The 21,069-nt window shown below is 53.6% G+C and carries 22 protein-coding genes and 2 tRNA genes; 16 read left to right on the forward strand and 8 right to left on the reverse strand.

Features of this window, described 5'->3' with window-relative positions:
* The first annotated feature begins 63 nt into the window (after positions 1 to 63).
* Positions 64 to 1,422: a histidine phosphatase family protein gene (locus ACRDCA_RS11125; RefSeq protein ID WP_438689565.1), complete on the forward strand. Its 1,359-nt coding sequence runs from the start codon at positions 64 to 66 to the stop codon at positions 1,420 to 1,422.
* A 42-nt stretch (positions 1,423 to 1,464) separates the two neighbouring features.
* On the opposite strand, the gene ACRDCA_RS11130 is transcribed toward ACRDCA_RS11125, so the two are convergent.
* From ACRDCA_RS11130 to ACRDCA_RS11140, 3 genes are all read right to left on the reverse strand, one after another.
* A complete protein-coding gene (locus ACRDCA_RS11130) occupies positions 1,465 to 2,361 on the reverse strand; it encodes an aldo/keto reductase (protein ID WP_438689566.1) in 897 nt (298 codons plus the stop codon).
* A gap of 109 nt (positions 2,362 to 2,470) precedes the next feature.
* A complete protein-coding gene (locus ACRDCA_RS11135) occupies positions 2,471 to 2,710 on the reverse strand; it encodes a DUF1289 domain-containing protein (RefSeq protein ID WP_025118939.1) in 240 nt (79 codons plus the stop codon).
* 21 nt (positions 2,711 to 2,731) lie between these two features.
* On the reverse strand, positions 2,732 to 3,661 hold the full coding sequence (locus ACRDCA_RS11140) for a LysR substrate-binding domain-containing protein (protein WP_438689567.1): 930 nt from the start codon (positions 3,659 to 3,661) through the stop codon (positions 2,732 to 2,734).
* A 138-nt stretch (positions 3,662 to 3,799) separates the two neighbouring features.
* Between ACRDCA_RS11140 and ACRDCA_RS11145 the strand changes: the two genes are divergently transcribed.
* The 6 genes from ACRDCA_RS11145 to rnt all read left to right on the forward strand — a co-directional run bounded on the left by ACRDCA_RS11145 (position 3,800) and on the right by rnt (position 9,583).
* Complete coding sequence (locus tag ACRDCA_RS11145) at positions 3,800 to 4,441, forward strand: NAD(P)-dependent oxidoreductase (protein ID WP_438689568.1); 642 nt, start codon at positions 3,800 to 3,802, stop codon at positions 4,439 to 4,441.
* 110 nt (positions 4,442 to 4,551) lie between these two features.
* Complete coding sequence (gene eptA / locus ACRDCA_RS11150; protein WP_438689569.1) at positions 4,552 to 6,186, forward strand: phosphoethanolamine transferase EptA; 1,635 nt, start codon at positions 4,552 to 4,554, stop codon at positions 6,184 to 6,186.
* A 107-nt stretch (positions 6,187 to 6,293) separates the two neighbouring features.
* Positions 6,294 to 6,914: a TetR/AcrR family transcriptional regulator gene (locus ACRDCA_RS11155; RefSeq protein WP_438689570.1), complete on the forward strand. Its 621-nt coding sequence runs from the start codon at positions 6,294 to 6,296 to the stop codon at positions 6,912 to 6,914.
* An 81-nt stretch (positions 6,915 to 6,995) separates the two neighbouring features.
* The gene (locus ACRDCA_RS11160) at positions 6,996 to 8,093 is read left to right on the forward strand and encodes an alkene reductase (RefSeq protein WP_438689571.1); all 1,098 of its coding nucleotides are present in this window, start codon (positions 6,996 to 6,998) and stop codon (positions 8,091 to 8,093) included.
* 332 nt (positions 8,094 to 8,425) lie between these two features.
* Positions 8,426 to 8,833: a lactoylglutathione lyase gene (gene gloA, locus ACRDCA_RS11165; protein WP_071683647.1), complete on the forward strand. Its 408-nt coding sequence runs from the start codon at positions 8,426 to 8,428 to the stop codon at positions 8,831 to 8,833.
* Between the two features lie 69 nt (positions 8,834 to 8,902).
* Positions 8,903 to 9,583, forward strand: a complete 681-nt coding sequence (gene rnt, locus ACRDCA_RS11170; protein ID WP_438689572.1) for a ribonuclease T — start codon at positions 8,903 to 8,905, stop codon at positions 9,581 to 9,583.
* Positions 9,584 to 9,666: 83 nt separating this feature from the next.
* Here the strand turns inward: rnt and ACRDCA_RS11175 are convergent, their stop codons facing one another.
* Positions 9,667 to 10,014: a Grx4 family monothiol glutaredoxin gene (locus tag ACRDCA_RS11175; protein ID WP_172413932.1), complete on the reverse strand. Its 348-nt coding sequence runs from the start codon at positions 10,012 to 10,014 to the stop codon at positions 9,667 to 9,669.
* Between the two features lie 409 nt (positions 10,015 to 10,423).
* Between ACRDCA_RS11175 and ACRDCA_RS11180 the strand changes: the two genes are divergently transcribed.
* Complete coding sequence (locus ACRDCA_RS11180; RefSeq protein ID WP_438689573.1) at positions 10,424 to 11,239, forward strand: C40 family peptidase; 816 nt, start codon at positions 10,424 to 10,426, stop codon at positions 11,237 to 11,239.
* Between the two features lie 230 nt (positions 11,240 to 11,469).
* The gene (gene sodB, locus ACRDCA_RS11185; protein WP_438689574.1) at positions 11,470 to 12,048 is read left to right on the forward strand and encodes a superoxide dismutase [Fe]; all 579 of its coding nucleotides are present in this window, start codon (positions 11,470 to 11,472) and stop codon (positions 12,046 to 12,048) included.
* 63 nt (positions 12,049 to 12,111) lie between these two features.
* Here sodB and ACRDCA_RS11190 read toward each other — a convergent pair whose 3' ends face one another.
* Entirely contained in the window at positions 12,112 to 12,201 is a 90-nt protein-coding gene (locus tag ACRDCA_RS11190; RefSeq protein ID WP_248945280.1) for a cytochrome bd-I oxidase subunit CydH, read from the reverse strand.
* Positions 12,202 to 12,525: 324 nt separating this feature from the next.
* Between ACRDCA_RS11190 and purR the strand changes: the two genes are divergently transcribed.
* Positions 12,526 to 13,551 (forward strand): HTH-type transcriptional repressor PurR, encoded by a 1,026-nt coding sequence (gene purR / locus ACRDCA_RS11195; RefSeq protein ID WP_438689575.1) that lies wholly within the window; start codon positions 12,526 to 12,528, stop codon positions 13,549 to 13,551.
* 37 nt (positions 13,552 to 13,588) lie between these two features.
* Here purR and punR read toward each other — a convergent pair whose 3' ends face one another.
* Positions 13,589 to 14,518: a DNA-binding transcriptional activator PunR gene (gene punR, locus ACRDCA_RS11200; protein ID WP_438689576.1), complete on the reverse strand. Its 930-nt coding sequence runs from the start codon at positions 14,516 to 14,518 to the stop codon at positions 13,589 to 13,591.
* A gap of 125 nt (positions 14,519 to 14,643) precedes the next feature.
* On the opposite strand from punR, the gene punC reads away from it, so the two are divergent.
* Together punC and cfa are read left to right on the forward strand one after the other, a co-directional pair.
* Positions 14,644 to 15,849 carry a purine nucleoside transporter PunC gene (gene punC / locus ACRDCA_RS11205; RefSeq protein ID WP_438689577.1) on the forward strand — a complete coding sequence of 402 codons (1,206 nt, stop codon included), beginning with the start codon at positions 14,644 to 14,646 and terminating at the stop codon, positions 15,847 to 15,849.
* A 339-nt stretch (positions 15,850 to 16,188) separates the two neighbouring features.
* Positions 16,189 to 17,340, forward strand: a complete 1,152-nt coding sequence (cfa, locus tag ACRDCA_RS11210; protein WP_438689578.1) for a cyclopropane fatty acyl phospholipid synthase — start codon at positions 16,189 to 16,191, stop codon at positions 17,338 to 17,340.
* Between the two features lie 33 nt (positions 17,341 to 17,373).
* On the opposite strand, the gene ACRDCA_RS11215 is transcribed toward cfa, so the two are convergent.
* Together ACRDCA_RS11215 and ACRDCA_RS11220 are read right to left on the reverse strand one after the other, a co-directional pair.
* Positions 17,374 to 17,661 (reverse strand): I78 family peptidase inhibitor, encoded by a 288-nt coding sequence (locus tag ACRDCA_RS11215; protein WP_438689579.1) that lies wholly within the window; start codon positions 17,659 to 17,661, stop codon positions 17,374 to 17,376.
* A 35-nt stretch (positions 17,662 to 17,696) separates the two neighbouring features.
* Positions 17,697 to 18,347, reverse strand: a complete 651-nt coding sequence (locus tag ACRDCA_RS11220; protein WP_438689580.1) for a riboflavin synthase subunit alpha — start codon at positions 18,345 to 18,347, stop codon at positions 17,697 to 17,699.
* Positions 18,348 to 18,624: 277 nt separating this feature from the next.
* Here ACRDCA_RS11220 and ACRDCA_RS11225 point away from each other — a divergent pair, with 277 nt between their 5' ends.
* The 4 genes from ACRDCA_RS11225 (at position 18,625) to ACRDCA_RS11240 (ending at position 20,795) form a co-directional block, all read left to right on the forward strand.
* The gene (locus ACRDCA_RS11225) at positions 18,625 to 20,001 is read left to right on the forward strand and encodes an MATE family efflux transporter (RefSeq protein WP_438689581.1); all 1,377 of its coding nucleotides are present in this window, start codon (positions 18,625 to 18,627) and stop codon (positions 19,999 to 20,001) included.
* A 192-nt stretch (positions 20,002 to 20,193) separates the two neighbouring features.
* A tRNA-Val gene (locus ACRDCA_RS11230) sits at positions 20,194 to 20,270 on the forward strand.
* A 21-nt stretch (positions 20,271 to 20,291) separates the two neighbouring features.
* Positions 20,292 to 20,368, forward strand: a tRNA-Val gene (locus ACRDCA_RS11235).
* Positions 20,369 to 20,489: 121 nt separating this feature from the next.
* Positions 20,490 to 20,795, forward strand: a complete 306-nt coding sequence (locus tag ACRDCA_RS11240) for a cupin (protein ID WP_438690143.1) — start codon at positions 20,490 to 20,492, stop codon at positions 20,793 to 20,795.
* Positions 20,796 to 21,069 lie beyond the last annotated feature (274 nt).

The following is a 21,069-nucleotide window of genomic DNA, read 5'->3' on the forward strand; positions in this document are numbered from 1 at the left end:
AAAGGTACCCATACCTGTTATTTCCTAAGCTGCAATCTCACTGATAATTAAAAGGAATAGTGCGTGAAAAAGAAAATAATCCCGCTGGTGGCTCTGTTTTTAGCCATGATATGGCTCCCTGGTACGACTCTATCGCAAACGGCAGTGCCCATACCGCACGATCAAACCAACGCAGAGCAGTCAAAAACGCTGCGCTTTTATTTAGTTCGCCACGGGCAGACCTACTCCAATATCAAGGAAATGACCATCGGCGGTGGCGGTAACGCCCAACTGACACCGAAAGGTCGTTACGACGCCAGCAGCTTAGGGCTGGGGTTGGCAGAAGTAGAGTTTATCGCCGGTTATAGCAGCACTCTGGGCCGAGCCTATGAAACCGCCAACCAGATTTTGCGTGGCCGCAACCTGCAGGTGAAACAGATTGAAGATTTGAAAGATATTTCCTGGGGTGATGCCGAGGGGGGGCGTATTGACGATCTGACGGCAAAATTTGGCCATTCTGGCAACGACTTCGCATTCTATTTCGGTACCTATAACGACTCAGCCTTCAAATCGCCAGTCAATGCCGAGAATATGTCTGATTTCTCTGCGCGCTTTGAAGGTGCGTTGCGACAAATTGCAGCACAGCATCCCGATCAGAATGGCAATATTCTGGTCACCGCCCACTCATCGATGGCTTTCTACCTGCAAAAATATCGAGCCAACCAACCGTTGGCCGGATTGGCTAATACCAGCGTCTCGGTGCTGGAATTAAACCAGGGTCAATTCCATCTGATCGATTTTAATAATACTGATTACCTTAAATCCGGTTACGCCAGAGAAAAAGCCCTGTCACCGCTGGAAATCACCCTGATCGTGAATCCACTGACCCAGTTGCAGCAAGCTGGCGTCATGGAAGGCACCACGGACTCAGATTTCACCGACGCAGGCGAAAAAGCTAACCAGCAATTACGCCACGCACTCAAGTCTACCCGGTTCATCGCGGCTTATAGCAGCGAATTGGGGCGCGGTTACAAAACTGCCCAACGCGTGATGGCAGACCACCACATCCCGATCCAGCAAGATAACCAGTTGAATGAAATGTTCCTGGGCCACTGGGAGGCCGAAAAGGTGGCAACGCTGAAAGGCGACCCGAGCAACGCGGCAAGAAACCTGTTCTCGGCAAACAATCTGATCCATTTTGTTTCGCCAGATGAGGGGGAAAGTGGCGAGAGCGCCGCCTATAGATTGGATAAATTTCTGTCCGCTATCGGTCAGAAATATGCGTTTAGCCAAGGTAAAGTGATCGTCTTCACTCATCCGTTAGTGTTGAACGCGTTCTTCAACAAACGGTTGCCCGACTCCTCATGGCAACCAAGCCAAGGTGTACAAGTTGTCACCTTGGCGTATAAAAACGAAACCTTCAGCGTTCAGCAAGTGAAATAGCGGTAGAGAGGCTGGCACGATGCCAGCCTTTGCCAGTTGAACTCAAGGCACGTCGTAGCCCAGCGCCGCTTTACGAATGCGGAACCACTGCTGGCGGCTCAATGTCAGCTCTTGCGCCTTCAAGGCCGAACGTACGCGCTCGATTTTACCTGAGCCGATGATCGGCAGCGGTGCAGAAGGCAAACGCATCACCCAGGCATACACCACCTGTTCAATGGTTTCGGCGCCAATCTCTTGCGCCACAGCCTGTAGTTCATCACGTAGTGGCTGGAATTCGGCATCGCTGAACAACCGGCCGCCCCCCAGGCAGGACCAGGCCATCGGTTTGATACGCAGTTGCTGGCATTGATCCAGAGTCCCGTCGAGGATTGCAGGCTGATAGATCGGGGAAATCTCCAGTTGGTTAGTAGCCAGCGAGAACGGCAGACGCGACTGCAATAGGGAAAACTGTGCTGGCGTAAAGTTTGAAACGCCGAAATGACGCACCTTGCCGCTTTTATGTAACGTCACAAAGGCTTCTGCGACTTCATCGGCATCCATCAACGGATCGGGACGGTGGATCAACAATAAATCCAGGTAATCCGTATGCAGATGCGATAACGACTGCTCCGCGCTGTGCACAATATGCTCACGATCGGTAATGTAGTGACCGATCGGGTTGCCCGGTTTGGCCGTCGTCGCGATACCGCACTTGGTCACCAGTTCCATCTCCTGACGCACCGAAGGCTTGAGCTTGATAGCCTCACCAAATGCCTGTTCGCAGGCATAGCCGCCATAAATATCCGCATGATCTGCCGTGGTCACCCCCAGCTCGACGTGCTGCTGGATAAACGTCAGCAACTGCTGCGGTGACATGCCCCACTCCATCAAACGCCAGTAGCCGCAAATCATGCGCGAGAACTCAGGCCCTTGTGGCGCCAGCTTAATACGATTCAGCATTGTTAAACCTCATGACAGTAGTTAACGCCAGCATACACAAGCGCCCAAGGCGTAGGAAACGCAAAAGGGGCCTTAACGTGCGGCAGATCGGGAAAATCGACAATAAAGTTTAAAACAGGGAGGGCTGCTCAGGCGGGATTTCGTCTGGTTGCTTGCCGGCACGTAGCGATCTCAGGTAACGCTGGCGGCACAGGCGCAGCACGTCCTTCTTCTGTACATCGTCCATCTGCATCCAGCCAAAGCGTTCCTCGCGGCTGCGCAAACAACCACGGCAATAGCCACGCTCATCGGCCTGACAAATGCCACGGCACGGGCTGGGGATGTCAAAGAACTCGAGTTGCTGGGCCACACGTCCTCCTGCGTTGTACCGTTAATTGAAGACGTCATCGGTGCCAATGGCAAGCGGCTTTTCCCCATGTCGGCGAAAATAATCCCGCAAATAGTGCAGCGCCTGGCGTGTTTTCTCTGGCAGCACCCTTTCCAGCGTCAGCGCATGCAGCCGGTATGGCGCTGGCCGCCACTGCGGTAACAGGGCGATTAGCTCTCCTCGGCGCAGTTCGTCAGCAATCTCATACAGCGGTTGACCGGAAATCCCCAATCCATTGCGGGTAAAGGCCCGCATGACGTTCATGCTGCCGCTGACAACCTGCCCAGCCGCCAGGCGAAGTTTGAAGGTTTCCCCCGCCTGGTGATGTAAATCGAGATGCAGCCCATGGCCGCTGCCGGTGATCCAGCGGTGTTGTACCAGTTCCTGGGGGGTTTCTGGCACGCCATGCTGGCTGAGATACCGTGGTGCGGCACACAGCACCATGGGCCAGGCGCTCAGTGGGTGAGCAATCAGGTTGGTATCTGCCAGTTGCAGATTCACGCGCAGCGAAATATCCACCCGCTGCTCGATCATATCCACCACCTGGTCGTCCGCCAGAATGCGCAGCGTCAGCTTCGGGTGCGCCAGCAGCAGAGGCGCCAGGGCTTCCGCCAAGGGACCGCCGCCGATACCGACGGTAGTAGCAATACGTAGCTCGCCAACCAGCGTATCCCGTAGTTCCGCCAGCCGTTGCTCGGCACGCTGTGCTTCCTGCAACATGGCTTCGCAGCCAGGGTAAAAGGCTTCTCCCGCATCGGTCAGAGCCAAACGGCGAGTTGAGCGATGCAATAACGGCACCCCCAGCGCCTTTTCCAACGACCGTATATGTTGGCTGACCGCGGAGGGTGTCATCTGTAGCCGACGAGCCGCAGCGACAAAGGATCCCTCGGCTACTACGGTGGCGAACACCGCCATTCGATGCAACTTATCCATGATTATGAAGTTTTACTTAATCAAGAAAGCATGAATATGCCACTAATCACCACTATTGTTAAGGCTTATAGTATGACTACTGAGCCGCCACTAAGTGGCACGGCTATCCGCTAAACAGCATGTCACAGGAGAAACCTCATGAAAGTCGTCGTTATTGGAGCAACCGGTTTTGTTGGCCGCCACGTAGTGGATGAGGCCCTGTCACGCGGGCTACAAGTGACCGCCATCGCCCGGCAAAACAAAGATCTGCCAGAAGATCCCCATGTTACCGTCGCTTTGGGTGACGTGGCCGATGGCCAGTGGCTGGAGCAGCAATTGGCCGGGCATGATGTGGTGATCAGCGCCTATAACCCGGGTTGGGGGGAAACCGACCTGTACGAGAAAACCGCCAAGGGTGCTCAGCAAATTCTGGCGGCGGTAAAAAAAGCCGGGGTTAAACGCCTGCTGTACGTTGGTGGTGCCGGTAGCCTGGAAGTGGCCCCAGGGGTTGAGTTGGTTGATACCCCCGAGTTCCCGGAAAACATTCGTCCGGGAGCCATGGCGGTGCGTGATTTACGTAATACGTTGAAAACCGAAACCCAGCTGGATTGGACCTACCTTTCTCCTGCCGCACTGCTGGAACCCGGCAAGCGTACCGGTCAATTCCGTTTGGGCACCACGCAGTTGCTGATGAAGGGTTCGGCACCGGCCAGCATTTCGGTAGAAGACCTTGCCGTCGCCATTATCGACGAAGTTGAAAAACCGCAGTTTATCAAGGCCCAGTTCACCGCTGCCTATTAACAAACCGCCTGCGGCTGCCTTTTGGCAGCCGCTCGCTACGTCTAAGGTTATCTTAAGTTTCATCTGGTAAATTTCAGCGCATTACCTCATAGCAGGATCCAGATTTAGCAATGCGCTTACGTCAATTATTACACTACAACAGCTTGGGCTTTATCCTGGCCTGCGCCCTATTCTTCACGGTTTTCCAGAACCTGCTATTTATTCACCAGGCCTGGTCATATATCACCTTCGATAATGTACGCAGCGTCATTTTTGCGGCAACCATGCCGATTGTTATTTTCTGCGCCCTGAACATTATCTTCAGCGTGTTGACCATCCCTTTCCTGCGTAAGCCTCTGATTATTCTGCTGCTGCTCGGCAGCGCGGCGGCTAACTATTTTATGTTCAGCTACGGCGTGGTGATTGACGGCAACATGATGCAGAACGCCTTCGAAACCAACCCACAGGAAGCCACGGCGCTGCTCACCCCGCGTATGGGGCTATGGTTACTGTTGTTGGGCATTTTACCTGCCGTTTTCGTGTGTTTTGTACGCATCAATAAAACCCGCCCCTGGTGGTATATGCTTGGCCTGCGCGCGGCGAACGTGATGCTTTCCGTAGTGGTGATCCTGCTGGTTGCGGCGCTGTTTTATAAAGATTACGCCTCGCTGATCCGCAACAATAAAAGCGTGGTGAAAATGCTCACCCCTTCCAATTTTGTGTCTGGTAGCATCAAGTACGCTCAACACCGCTATTTCCACAAGAATTTGCCGTTGGTCAAAATTGGTGAGGATGCTCATTTAGGTCCGGTGATCCGTGGCCAGGCCAAGAAGACCCTGGTGATATTGGTGGTCGGTGAAACCGCGCGGGCAGAAAATTTTTCGCTGGGTGGTTATCCGCGGGAGACCAATCCCCGCTTGAAGCAGGACAATGTGGTCTATTTCAAAAATGCCAGCTCCTGCGGTACCGAAACGGCTATCTCCGTGCCCTGCATGTTCTCCAACATGCCGCGCAGCGATTACGACGCCACCTTGGCCGCCCACCAGGAAGGCATGCTGGATGTGATGGCACATGCCGGAGTGAACCTGCTGTGGCGCGAAAATGACGGCGGCTGCAAGGGGGCCTGCGATCGCATCCCGCATATCGACATGACCAAGTTGCAACTCTCGCAGTATTGCGATGGCGATGTCTGCATGGATAACGTGCTGCTGCATAAACTGGGCGACTACATCAATGGCCTGCAAGGAGATGGCGTGATCGTACTGCATCAGATGGGGAGCCATGGTCCGGCTTATTATCGCCGCAGTACGCCCGAAATACGTCAGTTCTCACCGACTTGTGACAGCAACCAGATCCAGGACTGCACCCACGAGCAATTGGTGAATACCTACGACAATTCGTTACTGTACACCGACGCCATGCTGGACAGCACCATCAAGCTGCTTGAGCAATACAGCGGAAAATTCAATACGGCGATGGTCTACCTCTCCGATCACGGTGAGTCGCTTGGAGAAAACGGGATGTACCTGCACGGTACGCCTTACATGTTCGCTCCCTCGCAGCAGACCCGCGTGCCTTTCCTGATGTGGATGTCGGCAGATTATGAGCGCAACTTCGGCATTAACCGCCAATGCCTGCAATCCCTGGCGCAGACCGATAAGGTTTCACAGGATAATCTGTTCCATACCATGTTGGGTATGTTGAACGTGCAAACCCAGCAATATCAGCCCGAGTTGGATATTCTGCAACGCTGCCGCAAGGCGTAACGCCAAACGGGTGCCGCAGGCGGCGCCGGTTCAATGCGATCATTCTCAGCCGGTATTTTTTACCGGCTTTTTTTATCTGCGGCTTGACCTAGACCAGTCGGTCTATTATGCTCATTTCCATTATGACAAAACAGACGAATTGCAACGGGGATACCCGAGAACATCTGCTTGCTACCGGCGAAACCCTCAGCCTGCGCCTTGGCTTTACCGGCATGGGCCTGAGTGAGTTGCTGGCCACCGCCGGCGTGCCTAAAGGGTCGTTCTATCACTATTTCCGCTCGAAGGAAGCCTTCGGCGAAGCGATGTTGCAGCGCTATTTTGCCCATTACGACGCACAGATGCAGGCGCTGTTTGCCGACAACCGTAGCGATGCACGTAATCAGTTATTAAGTTACTACGCGCAGGCCATCAGCTTCCACTGCCGCAGTGAGTGTCATAACGCTTGCCTGGCGGTGAAACTCTCCGCAGAGGTCAGCGATCTGTCTGAACCTATGCGCCATGCGTTGGAAGCGGGCACCAGCCGCGTGATCGGCCATCTGCAAGAAGCGATCGAGCGCGGCATCCGTGAAGGTTCACTGGCTGTTTCCATGAGCCCGGCCGCTACGGCGGAAACGCTTTACTCGCTGTGGTTGGGCGCGTCGTTGCGGGCTAAAATCCGCCATTCGGTCGCCCCACTGACCTGTGCGTTGGAAAGTATCGAATTGCTGTTGCGCCCAGCGCAGCTATAACACCCCCTGGTTACCCGAAAGACATTGTAGCGAAAGTGTTTATCATCACTAGTCGACTGGTCTAATACTATAGGATGCACTATGAAGATTGAAAAGTTGTTCTCTCCAATCAAAGTTGGCCACACCACATTACCCAACCGTGTGTTCATGGCTCCGCTGACTCGACTGCGCAGCATCGAGCCAGGTGACATCCCTACACCGTTGATGGGGGAATATTATGCCCAGCGTGCCAGTGCCGGTTTGCTGATCACCGAAGCCACCCAGATTTCTTTCCAGGCGAAAGGCTATGCCGGCGCTCCCGGTCTGCATACCCCGGAACAAATTGCCGCGTGGAAAAAGATCACCCAGGCGGTACATGACAAACAGGGCCATATCGCCGTGCAGCTGTGGCACGTAGGCCGTATTTCTCATTCCAGCTTACAGCCGGGCCAGCAGGCTCCGGTCGCGCCTTCCGCGATCAATGCCGAAACCCGCACCACGGTGCGTGATGAAACCGGGGCCTGGGTGCGTGTGCCAACCTCTACCCCATGCGCGCTGGAAACGGATGAAATCCCAGGGATCGTCAACGATTTCCGTCAGGCTGCGGCCAACTCGCTAGAGGCCGGTTTTGATTATATCGAGCTGCATGCCGCGCACGGTTACCTGCTGCACCAGTTTATGTCCCCAGCGTCCAACCAACGTAGCGACCAATACGGTGGCAGCATTGAAAACCGTACCCGTCTGACGCTGGAAGTGGTCGATGCCACTATCGCCGAGATCGGCGCCGATCGCGTTGGTATCCGTATTTCTCCGCTGGGCCCATTCAATGGCCTGGATAACGGTGAAGATCAGGAAGAGGCGGCGCTGTATCTGATCGAAGAGCTGAACAAGCGTGGCATCGCCTACCTGCATATCTCCGAACCGGATTGGGCCGGTGGCAAGCCTTACTCCACCGCGTTCCGCGACGCAGTAAGAGCGCACTTCCAAGGCGTGATTATTGGCGCTGGTGCCTATACGGCGGAGAAAGCGGAAGAGCTGATCGCCCAGGGCTTTATTGATGCCGTTGCCTTTGGCCGCAGCTATATTGCCAACCCGGATCTGGTAGAGCGCTTCAAGCAGCAGGCTCCGCTCAACGAACCTCGCGGCGATTTCTTCTACGGTGGCGGTGCCGAAGGTTATACCGATTACCCAACCCTGTAAGTGAACTGAAATTTATTTCACAATCAGCTTAATAGATGCCTTTACTACCGCATTACCTCAAGCCTGAGGCAGGTGGGAGTCATGCAGGTTAGCCGACCGTTGAGCGCATGGAAGCGCGATTGTGAGCCCCATGGACGGGTTCACGGCGTGTCGGCGTTCTGTATGATTTCCACCTGCTACACCGTTATCCGCAGCAAACTATTTTTGTGACAACGTAACTTGGCTCCGCTATCAACCGCATGCGTTGAATTGCCTTATGCGACAAGGCTATACTGTCTGACGCTGTTCAAGTCACCTGCCGTCAGCCGCGGCATATCCAATCAGAGGAAATTATGCGCTTACTCCATACCATGCTCCGTGTCGGCGATCTGCAACGCTCTATCGACTTCTATACCAAGGTATTAGGCATGCGCCTGCTGCGTACCAGCGAAAACACCGAGTACAAATACTCGTTGGCCTTCGTTGGCTACAGCGATGAAAGCGAGGGTTCGGTCATCGAACTGACCTATAACTGGGGCGTCGACAGCTACGACATGGGCTCCGCTTTCGGTCATCTGGCGCTGGGCGTCGACGACGTTGCCGCCACCTGCGACACTATCCGCCAGGCCGGTGGTAAAGTCACCCGCGAAGCTGGCCCGGTCAAGGGCGGTACCACCGTGATTGCCTTCGTCGAAGATCCGGACGGTTACAAAATCGAACTGATCGAGAACAAGCACGCCGGTCACGGCCTCGGTAACTGAGGTTGCTCCAGGGCGCGTTCTGCGCCCTGCTTTCTTTCTCCGCTGCACCAGGGCAAGAAATTTGTCATAATGCGCGCTGAATTCGCTAAAGATAAGAAACTGATGGCCGAAAAAAGTGATCTTAACGCCCTGAGTGGTCGTTTCCGTGGGTTTTATCCCGTTGTTATTGATGTGGAAACCGCCGGGTTTCACGCTCAGACCGATGCGCTGCTAGAGATTGCCGCCGTCACGCTGAAAATGGATGAGCATGGCTGGTTGCAGCAAGATGAAACGCTGCATTTTCATGTCGAGCCGTTTGAAGGGGCGAACCTGCAACCGGAAGCGCTGGCCTTCAACGGTATCGATCCGCATAACCCACTGCGTGGCGCAGTGAGCGAATATGATGCGCTGCACGCGATTTTCAAGGCCGTGCGTAAAGGCATTAAGGATCAGGGCTGTAACCGGGCGATCATCGTGGCACATAATGCCAACTTTGATCACAGTTTCCTGATGGCTGCCGCCGAGCGTGCCAGCCTGAAGCGTAACCCGTTCCATCCTTTCGCCACCTTTGATACCGCTGCGCTCAGCGGGCTGGTATTGGGGCAGACGGTGCTGGCCAAAGCCTGTATTGCCGCCGGTATGCCGTTTGATAGCAGCCAGGCACATTCCGCGCTGTATGATACCCAACAAACCGCTCAGCTGTTCTGCGAGTTGGTCAACCGCTGGAAACGTCTTGGCGGCTGGCCGCTAGCCAACGCTGAATCGCAATAGCCTGCCGTAGGGCGACAAGCATAAAAAAATCGGGCGGCACTTTAACAGTACCGCCCGATTTTATTCGGGATAGACCTGAGCGATTACGGCTGCTGGTCTTCCTGATCTTTATATTTCTCGGCCGTTTCTTTGATCAACGGCTGCAGTTCACCACGCTGGTACATCTCGATGATGATATCGCAACCGCCAACCAGTTCACCATCCACCCACAGCTGCGGGAAAGTTGGCCAGTTGGCATATTTTGGCAGCTCGGCGCGGATATCCGGATTTTGCAGAATATCCACGTAGGCGAAACGTTCGCCACAGGCGGACAGCGCCTGTACGGCCTGAGCAGAGAAACCGCAGCTTGGCAATTTCGGGGAGCCTTTCATATACAGCAGGATCGGGTTGGCAGAAATTTGCTGCTGAATTTTTTCAATCGTCGTCATTATTGCTTCCTCAAGCCACATCATGGCTACAACATGCATCACACTGGCTATTGTAGCGGCAGGAACGGTACCAAGAAAACGCCATCTTTTGCAGGGACATTCTCTGGTTGCCTCAGCACTGGCTGCGGCCACACCGAACCGGTCAAAACATGGCCCCAGAATAACATTTTTAATCCACGCGTTTCACTATTATATTTGCACCGCCTTCTGCCGGCGCGGAATAAGGAAACTCCTGCATCCCTGACGTTTTTTTAGTCATCAGGTGTTTGATTATGCAGCAAAAAAAATGCCATTAACGTTTTCTCACAATATGGATTAGTATTTATGAGATCCACGCTGTTTTATAGGGTGAATTTCGGGAATACTGTGACTCATTCGATTTTTGTTCGGGGCCAAGGTTGGTAACGTCGACATGCGGTTAATTATTACACTTTTTGTGCTGCTGTTTACGCAGCTCTTCTTCAATCTGGCGCACGCTGCGCCACAGGCACGTGTTTCTGCCGAGCAGCGCAAGAGTCACGTTAATGAAGCCCGGCCCGATGACCGCAAGAAAAAGAAAGCGGAGAAAGCCAATAAAAAAGTGAAGGCAACCCCCCCACCGAAAACGTTAAAAGCAAAAACCGCATCATTAAAGACCGCTAAAAAAACCACCAGCGTTAAAGCCAAGAATAAGACAACCAAGACGGCCAAACTTAAAGTCACCCCACCGAAAAAGGGCTATAAAAAAGGTTATGGTCGTCATCGTGAAGAAGGGCTGGCTACGGCAAAGCTGGCTGGTCGTGAAAAACCGCTGAAACTTTCCGCCGCCCACAAAAAACGCTATCAGCACGCCAAGCAGACCGCCATGGCCAAGCTGATGGGGCAAATGGGTAAACCTTACCGCTGGGGCGGCTCTTCACCGGGTACCGGCTTCGATTGCAGCGGCCTGATTTATTACGCCTATAAAGACGTAGTGAAAATCAAAATGCCGCGCACCGCCAACGAAATGTACCACCTGCGCGATGCAGCACCGATCAAACGCAACGAGCTGGAGAAAGGTGACCTGGTATTCTTCCGCATCAATAACCGCGGCACCGCCGATCATGTTGGTGTCTATCTTGGTAACGGCAAGTTCATCCAGTCACCGCGCACCGGTGAAGAAATCCGCATCAGTCAGTTGGATAACGACTACTGGCAAAACCATTACATTGGCGCCCGCCGCGTAGTGACCCCAACCACCATTCGTTGACCTGTCACGGCTGAACCTTGCTGTTCGGCCGTGCTTTGCTGCCCCTACCCAATAAAAATCCGCTGCGACTTTAATCAATCAACCACCTGGCACACTTTGGATGTTCTTTTCGCGCCGAAAGTTGTTAAGATTAATAACCATAATAAAAGTGGTGCAATTGCGTTTTTCCTCCCTTGGCCTGCCTGGCTGACGGTGTCGGAGAAGCGTGTTGTCGATAAAAGGAGAAAGCAATGTCGTTTGAATTACCTGCATTACCGTATGAGAAAAATGCTCTCGAACCGCACATTTCCGCCGAAACGCTGGAATACCACTATGGCAAGCACCATAACACCTACGTGGTTAACCTGAACAATCTGGTGAAAGGCAGCGAGTTCGAAGGCAAATCCCTGGTCGAGATCGTCAAGACCTCTACCGGCGGTGTGTTCAACAATGCCGCTCAGGTCTGGAACCACACCTTCTATTGGCACTGTTTATCACCACAGGGCGGTGGCGAGCCAACGGGCGCAGTAGCGGAAGCGATCAACAAGTCATTCGGCTCTTTCGCCGCCTTTAAAGAGCAGTTCACCGATGCCGCCGTGAAAAACTTCGGCGCTGGCTGGACCTGGCTGGTGAAAAAAGCGGATGGCAGTCTGGCGATCGTCAGCACCTCGAATGCGGCAACCCCGCTGACGGGTGAAGACATTCCGCTATTGACCGTTGACGTGTGGGAGCATGCTTACTATATCGACTACCGCAATGCGCGGCCAAAGTATCTGGAAAACTTCTGGGCGTTGGTAAACTGGGCGTTCGTGGCTAAAAACCTGGCTTAACGGCGGGTGGTTAACGAGTAATAAGGCGCGGCATCAAGCTGCGCCTTTGTTTATTGCGGTGGATCAGTTCAATGCGGCAACAAAGCTGAAAGCAATAATCATTGCCAAAGCACCCACGGTGGTGAGTAATGACATCTTCAAATCGGTATCCATATACAACTCCCTCTCAGATTGGCTTTTCCAGAGCATAAGCCACACAGTTAATACGTCAAATCATTTTCCCACAGTTCGTGATTAAAATCTTGTTATCATTTCCCGGCGGATAAATACCGATTAGCTCTTCCACTTTTGTCCAATATGCGACAAAATCCGCAGTTCACAACTGCGTACCGATAAATTGCCCCTCCCTGTTCGAGCGACTTACGACTTCAGCACTAAAAACTCAGTTTTCGCTTATCTGGGAAAGGATCTACGCAGGCAAACGATTAACATCATACTTACATGCTGTAACATGTGGGTTCAGGAGTCATTTTTTACATGGCAACGATTAAAGATGTGGCCAAACGCGCTGGCGTTTCTACCACTACCGTTTCGCACGTTATCAATAAAACGCGTTTCGTCGCCGAAGATACCAAAACGGCCGTTTGGGCCGCTATCAAAGAGCTGCACTATTCACCCAGCGCCGTGGCCCGCAGCCTCAAGGTCAACCACACCAAATCGATCGGTTTGCTCGCCACCTCGAGCGAGGCCCCCTATTTTGCCGAGGTGATCGAAGCGGTAGAAAACAGCTGCTACAGTAAAGGCTACACCCTGATCCTGTGTAACTCGCACAATAACCTGGATAAACAGCAAGCCTATCTGGCGATGCTGGCGCAAAAACGCGTCGATGGTCTGCTGGTGATGTGTTCTGAATACCCGGACCAACTGCTGGGCATGCTGGAAGACTACCGTAATATTCCCATGGTGGTGATGGATTGGGGCACCGCACGCGGTGACTTCACCGATACCATTATCGACAACGCCTTCGAGGGCGGCTATCTGGCTGGCCGTTACCTGATCGAGCGCGGCCACCGTGATATCGGGGCCATTCCGGGTCAACTGTCGCGTAATACCGGCGGAGGTCGTCACCAGGGCTTTCTGAAGGCCATGAAGGAAGCCAATATTGACGTACACGAAGAGTGGATCGTGCAGGGAGATTTCGAGCCGGAATCGGGCTACAAAGCCATGCATCAAATCCTGTCGCAAAAGCATCGCCCAACCGCTGTTTTCTGTGGGGGTGACATTATGGCCATGGGGGCGATCTGCGCCGCCGATGAGTTGGGGCTGCGTGTCCCGCAGGATATCTCAGTCATTGGCTACGACAACGTGCGCAATGCGCGCTACTTCACCCCGGCCCTGACCACCATCCACCAGCCGAAAGAACGTCTGGGCGAGATGGCCTTTACCATGCTGCTGGATCGCATCATCAGCAAGCGTGAAGAGTCACAGGTCATTGAAGTACATCCAAAGCTGATCGAGCGCCGCTCCGTGGCCGATGGTCCTTTTGTCGATTACCGCCGTTAACCCGTAAGGGGTGCCGTATTCTGCCTGCGGCACCCGATTAGTTACGCGCTGTCCCCGGCATCTCTTCGCTGAGCCATTCCTGATTGAGCGTTTCGCTGTCGCCCAGATAATCCAGCAGCCAGGCCATCGCCGGTGACTGGGCGTTTTGCTGCCAGGTCAGGCAGCAGGCGCTGGGCGGGAATGGCTCTTGCAGCGGTAACACTACCAATTCGCCACTTTCCACCAAGGGTAAAACCCGATGCGCGGGCACCATGCCCACACACAGCCCGGCACGTAAACAATCAACCGCCGAAACCCAGTCCGGCACCGTCAATCGCCGCTGGTTGTCCAGCGACCAGGTCACCCGCTTGGGTAAATTGCGTGAGGTGTCTTCCAACAGCAGTGACGGATAGGGCCGTAATTGATCGTCACGCAGCTCCCCCGTCAAGGTAGCCAACGGGTGCTTGGCATGGACCACGCAGAGCCAATTCATAAAGCCCATATCGCGAAAGGCAAACCCCCCTCCTACAGGCACCGCTCGCGTTGCGCCAATAGCCATCTCCGCACGGCCATCCACCAGCGCATCCCACACGCCGTTAAACACTTCCGGCTGCACCATCAACTCCACATCGGGGAAGTGACGATAAAAGTCCAGCACCAACTGGCGGCTACGCTGGGGTTTGACGATCAGATCGACCGCAATCCGCAACTGTCCCCGCCAACCGTTGGCTACCTGCTGGCACTGTCGCCGGGTATCGAGCATTTTTTTGATAACAACCCGTGCTTCTTTAATAAACAGCGCCCCCGCTGGCGTCAGTTCCACATCACGGTGACGACGTTCAAACAGCGGCACCGCCAGCCATTGCTCCAATTGGCGCACCGTATAACTCACCGCAGAAGGAACGCGGTGCAGCTCCTGTGCCGCCGCGCTGAAACTCCCCGTCCGCGCGACCGCATCAACCACATCGAGTGAATATTCTGACCACATAAGCTTGCCTTCAAATTTTTTAACAGCATCTTGCAAATATTACCGTTTCACAACCAGAGATCCAGCCGTATACACTTGCCGGCGCTTCAAAACCTGCAACAACATAATTTTAACGAGAAATAGTAATGCGAAATTTTGGATTTATGTTCTACCTGGCCGGCCTGAGCATGTTGGGCTATCTGGCTACCGATATGTATCTGCCCGCCTTTGGGGCGATGCAGCAGGATCTGCAAATCTCCGCCGGTGCCATCAGCGCCAGCCTGAGCATCTTCCTGGCAGGCTTTGCCTTCGCCCAGTTGCTGTGGGGACCGCTGTCCGACCGTATTGGCCGTAAGCCTGTGCTATTGATTGGCCTGGCGCTGTTCGCCGTCGGCTGCCTCGGTATGCTGTGGGTCGAGAACGTTGTGCAACTGTGGTCATTGCGCTTTATTCAGGCCATTGGCGTGTGCTCCGCTGCCGTCACCTGGCAGGCGATCGTGGTCGATCGCTACCGCGATGGCAAAGCCAACCGCGTTTTCGCTGCCATTATGCCGCTGGTTGCCCTCTCCCCGGCGCTGGCTCCGCTGCTGGGGGCCTGGTTGCTGAATCATATGGGATGGCGCGCCATCTTCGCCGTGCTGCTGGGCATCACCGCCCTGCTGCTGATCCCGACGTTATTGCTGAAAGACCGTAGCAGACTGGTGCCCTCCGCCGATAAAAAGCCGAGTCTTGGCTTTATGCAGATCCTGAAATCTCCGGTATTCAGCGGCAACGTGATGGTGTTTGCTGCCTGCTCTGCCGGGTTCTTCGCCTGGCTGACCGGTTCCCCTTTTATTCTCGGCGATATGGGATATGGCCCAAACGATATTGGTCTGAGTTATGTGCCACAGACGCTGGCTTTCTTATTAGGGGGTTACAGCTGCCGTAGCGCCTTGAATCGCATTTCTGGCAAAGCCTTGCTGCCGTGGCTGCTGGTAGCTTATGGCATCAGCATGGTGGCGTTGTATCTGATCGCCATCCTGAGCGAACCGACATTGACCACGCTGTTGATCCCGTTCTGCTTTATGGCGTTAGTGAACGGTGCCAGCTATCCTATTTTAGTGTCCAACGCGCTAATGCCTTTCCCCAACAACAGCGGCAAAGCCGCAGCGCTGCAAAACACGCTCCAGCTGGGACTATGCTTTATCGCCAGCCTGTTGGTTTCGGCATTTATCAGCCAACCGCTGTTAGCCACGACCACCGTAATGGTAGCCACGGTATTTTTGGCAGCCTTGGGCTATCTGATCCAGCGTGGGAAAGGAACGGATGAAACGCAGGTGACGCGCCAGGAGCACGCCGACTCCGTGTCATAATTACCTTGGTAAATAGTCACTTAATGAAAATTCTTGCCGAGCGCGATTTGCAGTTGAGTCTGTGTCTCGGCAAGCCTATACTCAAAACGACCTTTTACAATAACAGTTATACTAAGCTCTTATTGCGGCAACTGCCGCATACGTGGATGGCATCACACTTTATTTAAGGCTGAATTTACCCGCGTCCTTTAACGCAGGGAGTCTCTTAAATTACCTCTGTTCCAGTCGGATTTCAGACACCACGGTCAACTTTTACCGTAGGTATACGTATGCCCCTGTAGAAATTGTCTACGCTAAATTCTGCAGGATCATAAGTCAGAAGAAGGTGATGGAGAAGCTATGAGTTCATCGTGTATAGAAGATCTGAGCGTCCAGGATAACCATTGGTATCGTATCGCACATGAAATGCTTAGCATGGCCGGTATTGAGATCAATGGCTCACGCCCTTTCGATATTCAGATCAATAATCCCAATTTCTTTAAACGCGTACTGCGAGATGGCTCCCTGGGGCTGGGCGAAAGCTATATGGACGGCTGGTGGGAGTGCGAGCGGCTGGACGTATTTTTTCAGCGGGTTATCGCCGCCGGTCTGGAAAAGAAACTGCCCCACCACCTGAAAGATATCCTGCGTATTGTCGCCGCCCGCCTGACCAATCTGCAATCTAAAAAACGTGCCTGGATCGTGGGTAAAGAACATTACGATCTGGGTAACGATCTGTTTACCCAGATGCTTGACCCTTATATGCAATATTCCTGCGCTTACTGGCCACAGGCCAACACGCTGGAAGAGGCGCAGGAAGCCAAGCTGCGGTTGATTTGCGACAAACTACATCTGCAACCGGGCATGCGGGTATTGGATATCGGTTGTGGCTGGGGGGGGCTTTCTGCCTATGCGGCCAAACATTACGGCGTTTCCATGGTAGGGGTGACCATCTCCGCCGAGCAGCAAAAAATGGCGCAACAACGCTGTGCTGGGCTGGACGTGGAAATTCTGTTGCAGGATTACCGCGATCTCCACCAGCAGTTTGACCGTATCGTCTCCGTCGGCATGTTCGAACACGTCGGGCCGAAAAACTACCGCACCTATTTCGAGGTGGTCGAGCGTAATTTAAAACCGGATGGTATTTTCCTGTTGCACACCATTGGCTCTAACCAGACCGATATGAACGTCGATCCCTGGATCAATAAATATATCTTCCCCAACGGATGCCTGCCGTCGGTGAAACATATCGCCAAGGCCAGCGAAGGCCGGTTTGTGATGGAAGATTGGCATAATATCGGTGCGGATTACGATCGCACCCTGATGGCCTGGTATGAACGTTTCAAACAGAGTTGGCCACAGCTGGCGTCGCGCTATTCCGAACGCTTCGAAAGGATGTTCAGTTATTACCTTAATGCCTGTGCTGGTGCGTTCCGAGCTCGCGATATCCAACTGTGGCAGGTGGTGTTCAGCCCTAAAGGCGTCGAGGGCGGCCTGCGCGTACCCCGCTGAAATATCTTCCCCCTCACCGAGGGGGAAGAGTCATTAACCGCAATAAACGCGAATGATCTTGTCTTCGCTGTCACCCATAAAGTTCAAACGCTTCAGATTGAAGTCCATGGTCACCATAGAGTTATAAGGAATGGTACGCACCTGCTGAGGAATACTGACCCCATCCAACGCAGACAGCGGTTTACCGACATAATTCTGATATTGCGCCGCGCCACAGGTATCATCCTCGGCGGGCTGTGAGTTTGCTTGCTCCGTTGAGCTTGAACAGGCCGTCAGCGCCAACAGCGCCGCTAACATCATCGTTTTGCCATAAAACTTCACGTTTGACTCCTCCAAGGGTTATCGGTTTACGGTTTTCAGGCTTTAGGTGCCAGCGCGTTGGCCACGGCTAACGCAGCCTCACGATTAGCCAATACGCGCTCAACGGTATCTACCACCGCCTGAGTTTGCGGATCGATCTCGATATTGACCTTATCACCCAGACGCTTTTTACCCAGCGTGGTGCGCTCAAGGGTTTCCGGGATCAGATGCACGCAGAAACGGTTATTTACCACCTCGCCAATGGTCAGGCTGATGCCGTCGATGCCGATGAAACCTTTATGCAGCACATATTTCATCAAATCGATATTCGGCATGCGTAGCCAAATCTGGCGATTATTTTCCGAGGTATAAATCTTGGCAACTTCCGCCGTACAGATAATATGCCCGGACATCAGGTGCCCACCGATCTCATCGTTAAACTTGGCCGCTCTTTCCAGGTTGACGATATCCCCCTGCTTAAGATCGCCAAGATTGGTCAACCGCAGAGTCTCTTTGATCAGATCAAAGCTGACACGGTTGCCAGCAATCTCGGTGACGGTCAGACAACAGCCGTTGTGGGCAACCGAGGCCCCCAATTCCAGCCCTGGCAGCAGTTCATCTGGCATTTCAACAACGTGGGTACGGAAATTGGGTTTTTCATCAATGGCAACCAGCGGGGCTGTGCCTTGTACGATACCGGTAAACATGTTGGCCTCTTCTTGGTGACTATGTTCTAAGCGCTGTAAGCAGTTTGCCCCAGTTAAGGCAGAAAACCAAACGCACAACGGCAAAAAAAACGGTACTTGCCTAGTTTGCATCCCGGTTGTTTCACGTTGCGGCCCGAAACCGTACGGCGATAACTATTTCGTTACAACCTTTGCTTAGCTCCGGCTTGCAGGTACAATATTTTCGACAAATTCCGCAGTTTTTAGTTGTTGCCGTTTTAGAGCAACACCCTTCATAAATAATTAAAAAGGTGTGTACGTGCAGAAGTATTTTATTGAGGCGCGTAGTTTATTGGCCCTCGCAATTCCGGTCATCATTGCGCAAATATCCCAAACCGCGATGGGCGTGGTTGATACCATCATGGCGGGTTCCTATAGCGCCACCGATATGGCGGCCGTGGCCGTCGGCACGTCTATCTGGCTGCCGACCATCCTGTTCGGCCACGGTTTATTGCTGGCGTTGACCCCGGTGATCGCCCAGCTCAACGGCGCGGGCCGCCGCGATCGTATTGCATATCAGGTGCGTCAGGGCTTTTGGTTGGCATCGGGGGTGTCACTACTCATTATTGCCGTGATTTATAACAGCCATTTGGTGATCGACATGATGCACAACATCGATCCGCTGCTGGCTGAAAAAGCCATTGGTTTCCTGCACGCCATTATGTGGGGGGCACCCGGCTATTTGTTCTTCCAGGTAGTCCGTGGCCAGTGTGAAGGCTTGTCCAAAACCAAGCCCGGCATGGTCATCGGCTTTTTGGGGCTGTTGATCAACATCCCGATCAACTACATTTTGATTTTCGGCAAGTTTGGCATGCCGGAAATGGGCGGTGTCGGTTGCGGTGTCGCTACCGCCAGCGTGTATTGGATGATGTTCCTGATGATGCGCTGGTACGCCAAACGCGCGCCTTCGCTGCGGGATATCAAACTGGAGGAAGGTGCACATCGTGGCCCGGACTGGCAGGCGTTAAAACGCCTGATCGGCATTGGTCTGCCGGTGGCCCTGGCCTTGTTCTTCGAAGTGACGCTGTTTGCCGTAGTGGCATTGCTGGTTTCGCCGCTGGGTATCGTCGCGGTTGCCGGGCACCAGATCGCCCTTAACTTCAGCTCACTGATGTTTGTACTGCCTCTGTCGCTCGGGGTGGGGGCGACCATTCGCGTTGGGCACCGCCTTGGTGAAGGCTCGGTTGAAGGCGCTCGGGTTGCCGCCTATGCGGCGATTGCCGTCGGTATCGCCATGGCCAGTTGCTCGGCGCTGTTTACCGCGGTGTTCCGTGAACCTATCGCCCTGTTATACAACGACAATCCAGCAGTGGTGACCATGGCCTCCCATCTGATGCTGTTGGCGGCGATTTACCAGATATCCGACTCTATCCAGGTGATCGGCAGCGGGATCCTGCGGGGTTATAAAGATACCCGTGCGATCTTCTACATCACCTTCGTGTCCTATTGGGTGCTCGGGTTACCAAGCGGCTATCTGTTGGCGCTGACGGATTACGTCGTACCTGCCATGGGGCCAAGCGGATTCTGGTTCGGCTTTATTATCGGCCTGACCTTTGCCGCCATCATGATGGTCTTGCGTATGCGTTGGTTGCAGCGCCAACCGCCTGCATTGATTCTGCAGCGTTCCACCCGTTAATCCCTGGTGCCGGTTTGCCCGAGGCAAACCGGCCAGTTCCTCGCCAGCCATTGCAGAAAAAACCGCCTGACTGCACAGAAGCTCAGCAATCGCGTGAAATACCGAATAAAATTGCGTTTTTCCCCTTGCCAGCGGCCGGGTTGCTCGTTAATATTCGTCCCCGCTGTCAGCCATGACAGAGAGGAAGAAGATGCGTCTGTAGCTCAGTTGGTTAGAGCACCACCTTGACATGGTGGGGGTCGATGGTTCGAGTCCATTCAGACGCACCAAATTCCTGCAAGTACCACAGTGCGTCTGTAGCTCAGTTGGTTAGAGCACTACCTTGACATGGTAGGGGTCGATGGTTCGAGTCCATTCAGACGCACCACTTCTTGTTTCGCTTCCCAGTATTCTCTCTCGCCTGACGGCAAATCATGTTTAGCAGTAATACCGGACTAGCGTCAGCCTGTCGCGTATCATCAGCGCTGTATCCTGATGGAGGTAATATGATGTCGGTTTTTAAATCACAGCTAGCGTTCGAGCTTCTCGACAATGGCCTCACCCGCCGCCAAGGGCTGATGAGCGATGGCAGCACCGCCTGGGAAGTCAAATTTGCCGCGGGCATCTTTGACCAACTGCAAAAACGCCCCTACCCCCAGCAAATCCGTATCCTGTCGGGTATTTTCGAGTTCACCGTCGGCAGCGATGTGCACACGCTGATCGCCGAGGAAACGCTATTGATCCCTGCCGCTACCGTATTTGGTTGCTTCTGTCTGGATGACGGTATCCTGCTGGAAATTCAGCAGAGCGCTTGAAATATTAGCCAACATAATCCGTTACAGTAACCCTATTTGCGCAACAAACCCGCCGACCTGCGGTCTATTTGCGCCACATTTGCTGACTTTATGTACAAACCTGCCGACGGGTGCGGTTTTTTGTTTTGTTTCCAGCCGCATAGTCTTATAATGCGCCACGTCTTTCAGTTGAATGGTTTCAGCCCTTGATCTGCGAAAACGCGATTACAACAAATTCTCATCCTCGCTTTTTGCGCAGCCTAGCCGCATCTGGGCATCGGCCGAATTTTTCCAC

This window comes from Serratia sp. (in: enterobacteria) (genome assembly GCF_051654945.1).
Lineage (GTDB): Bacteria > Pseudomonadota > Gammaproteobacteria > Enterobacterales > Enterobacteriaceae > Chania.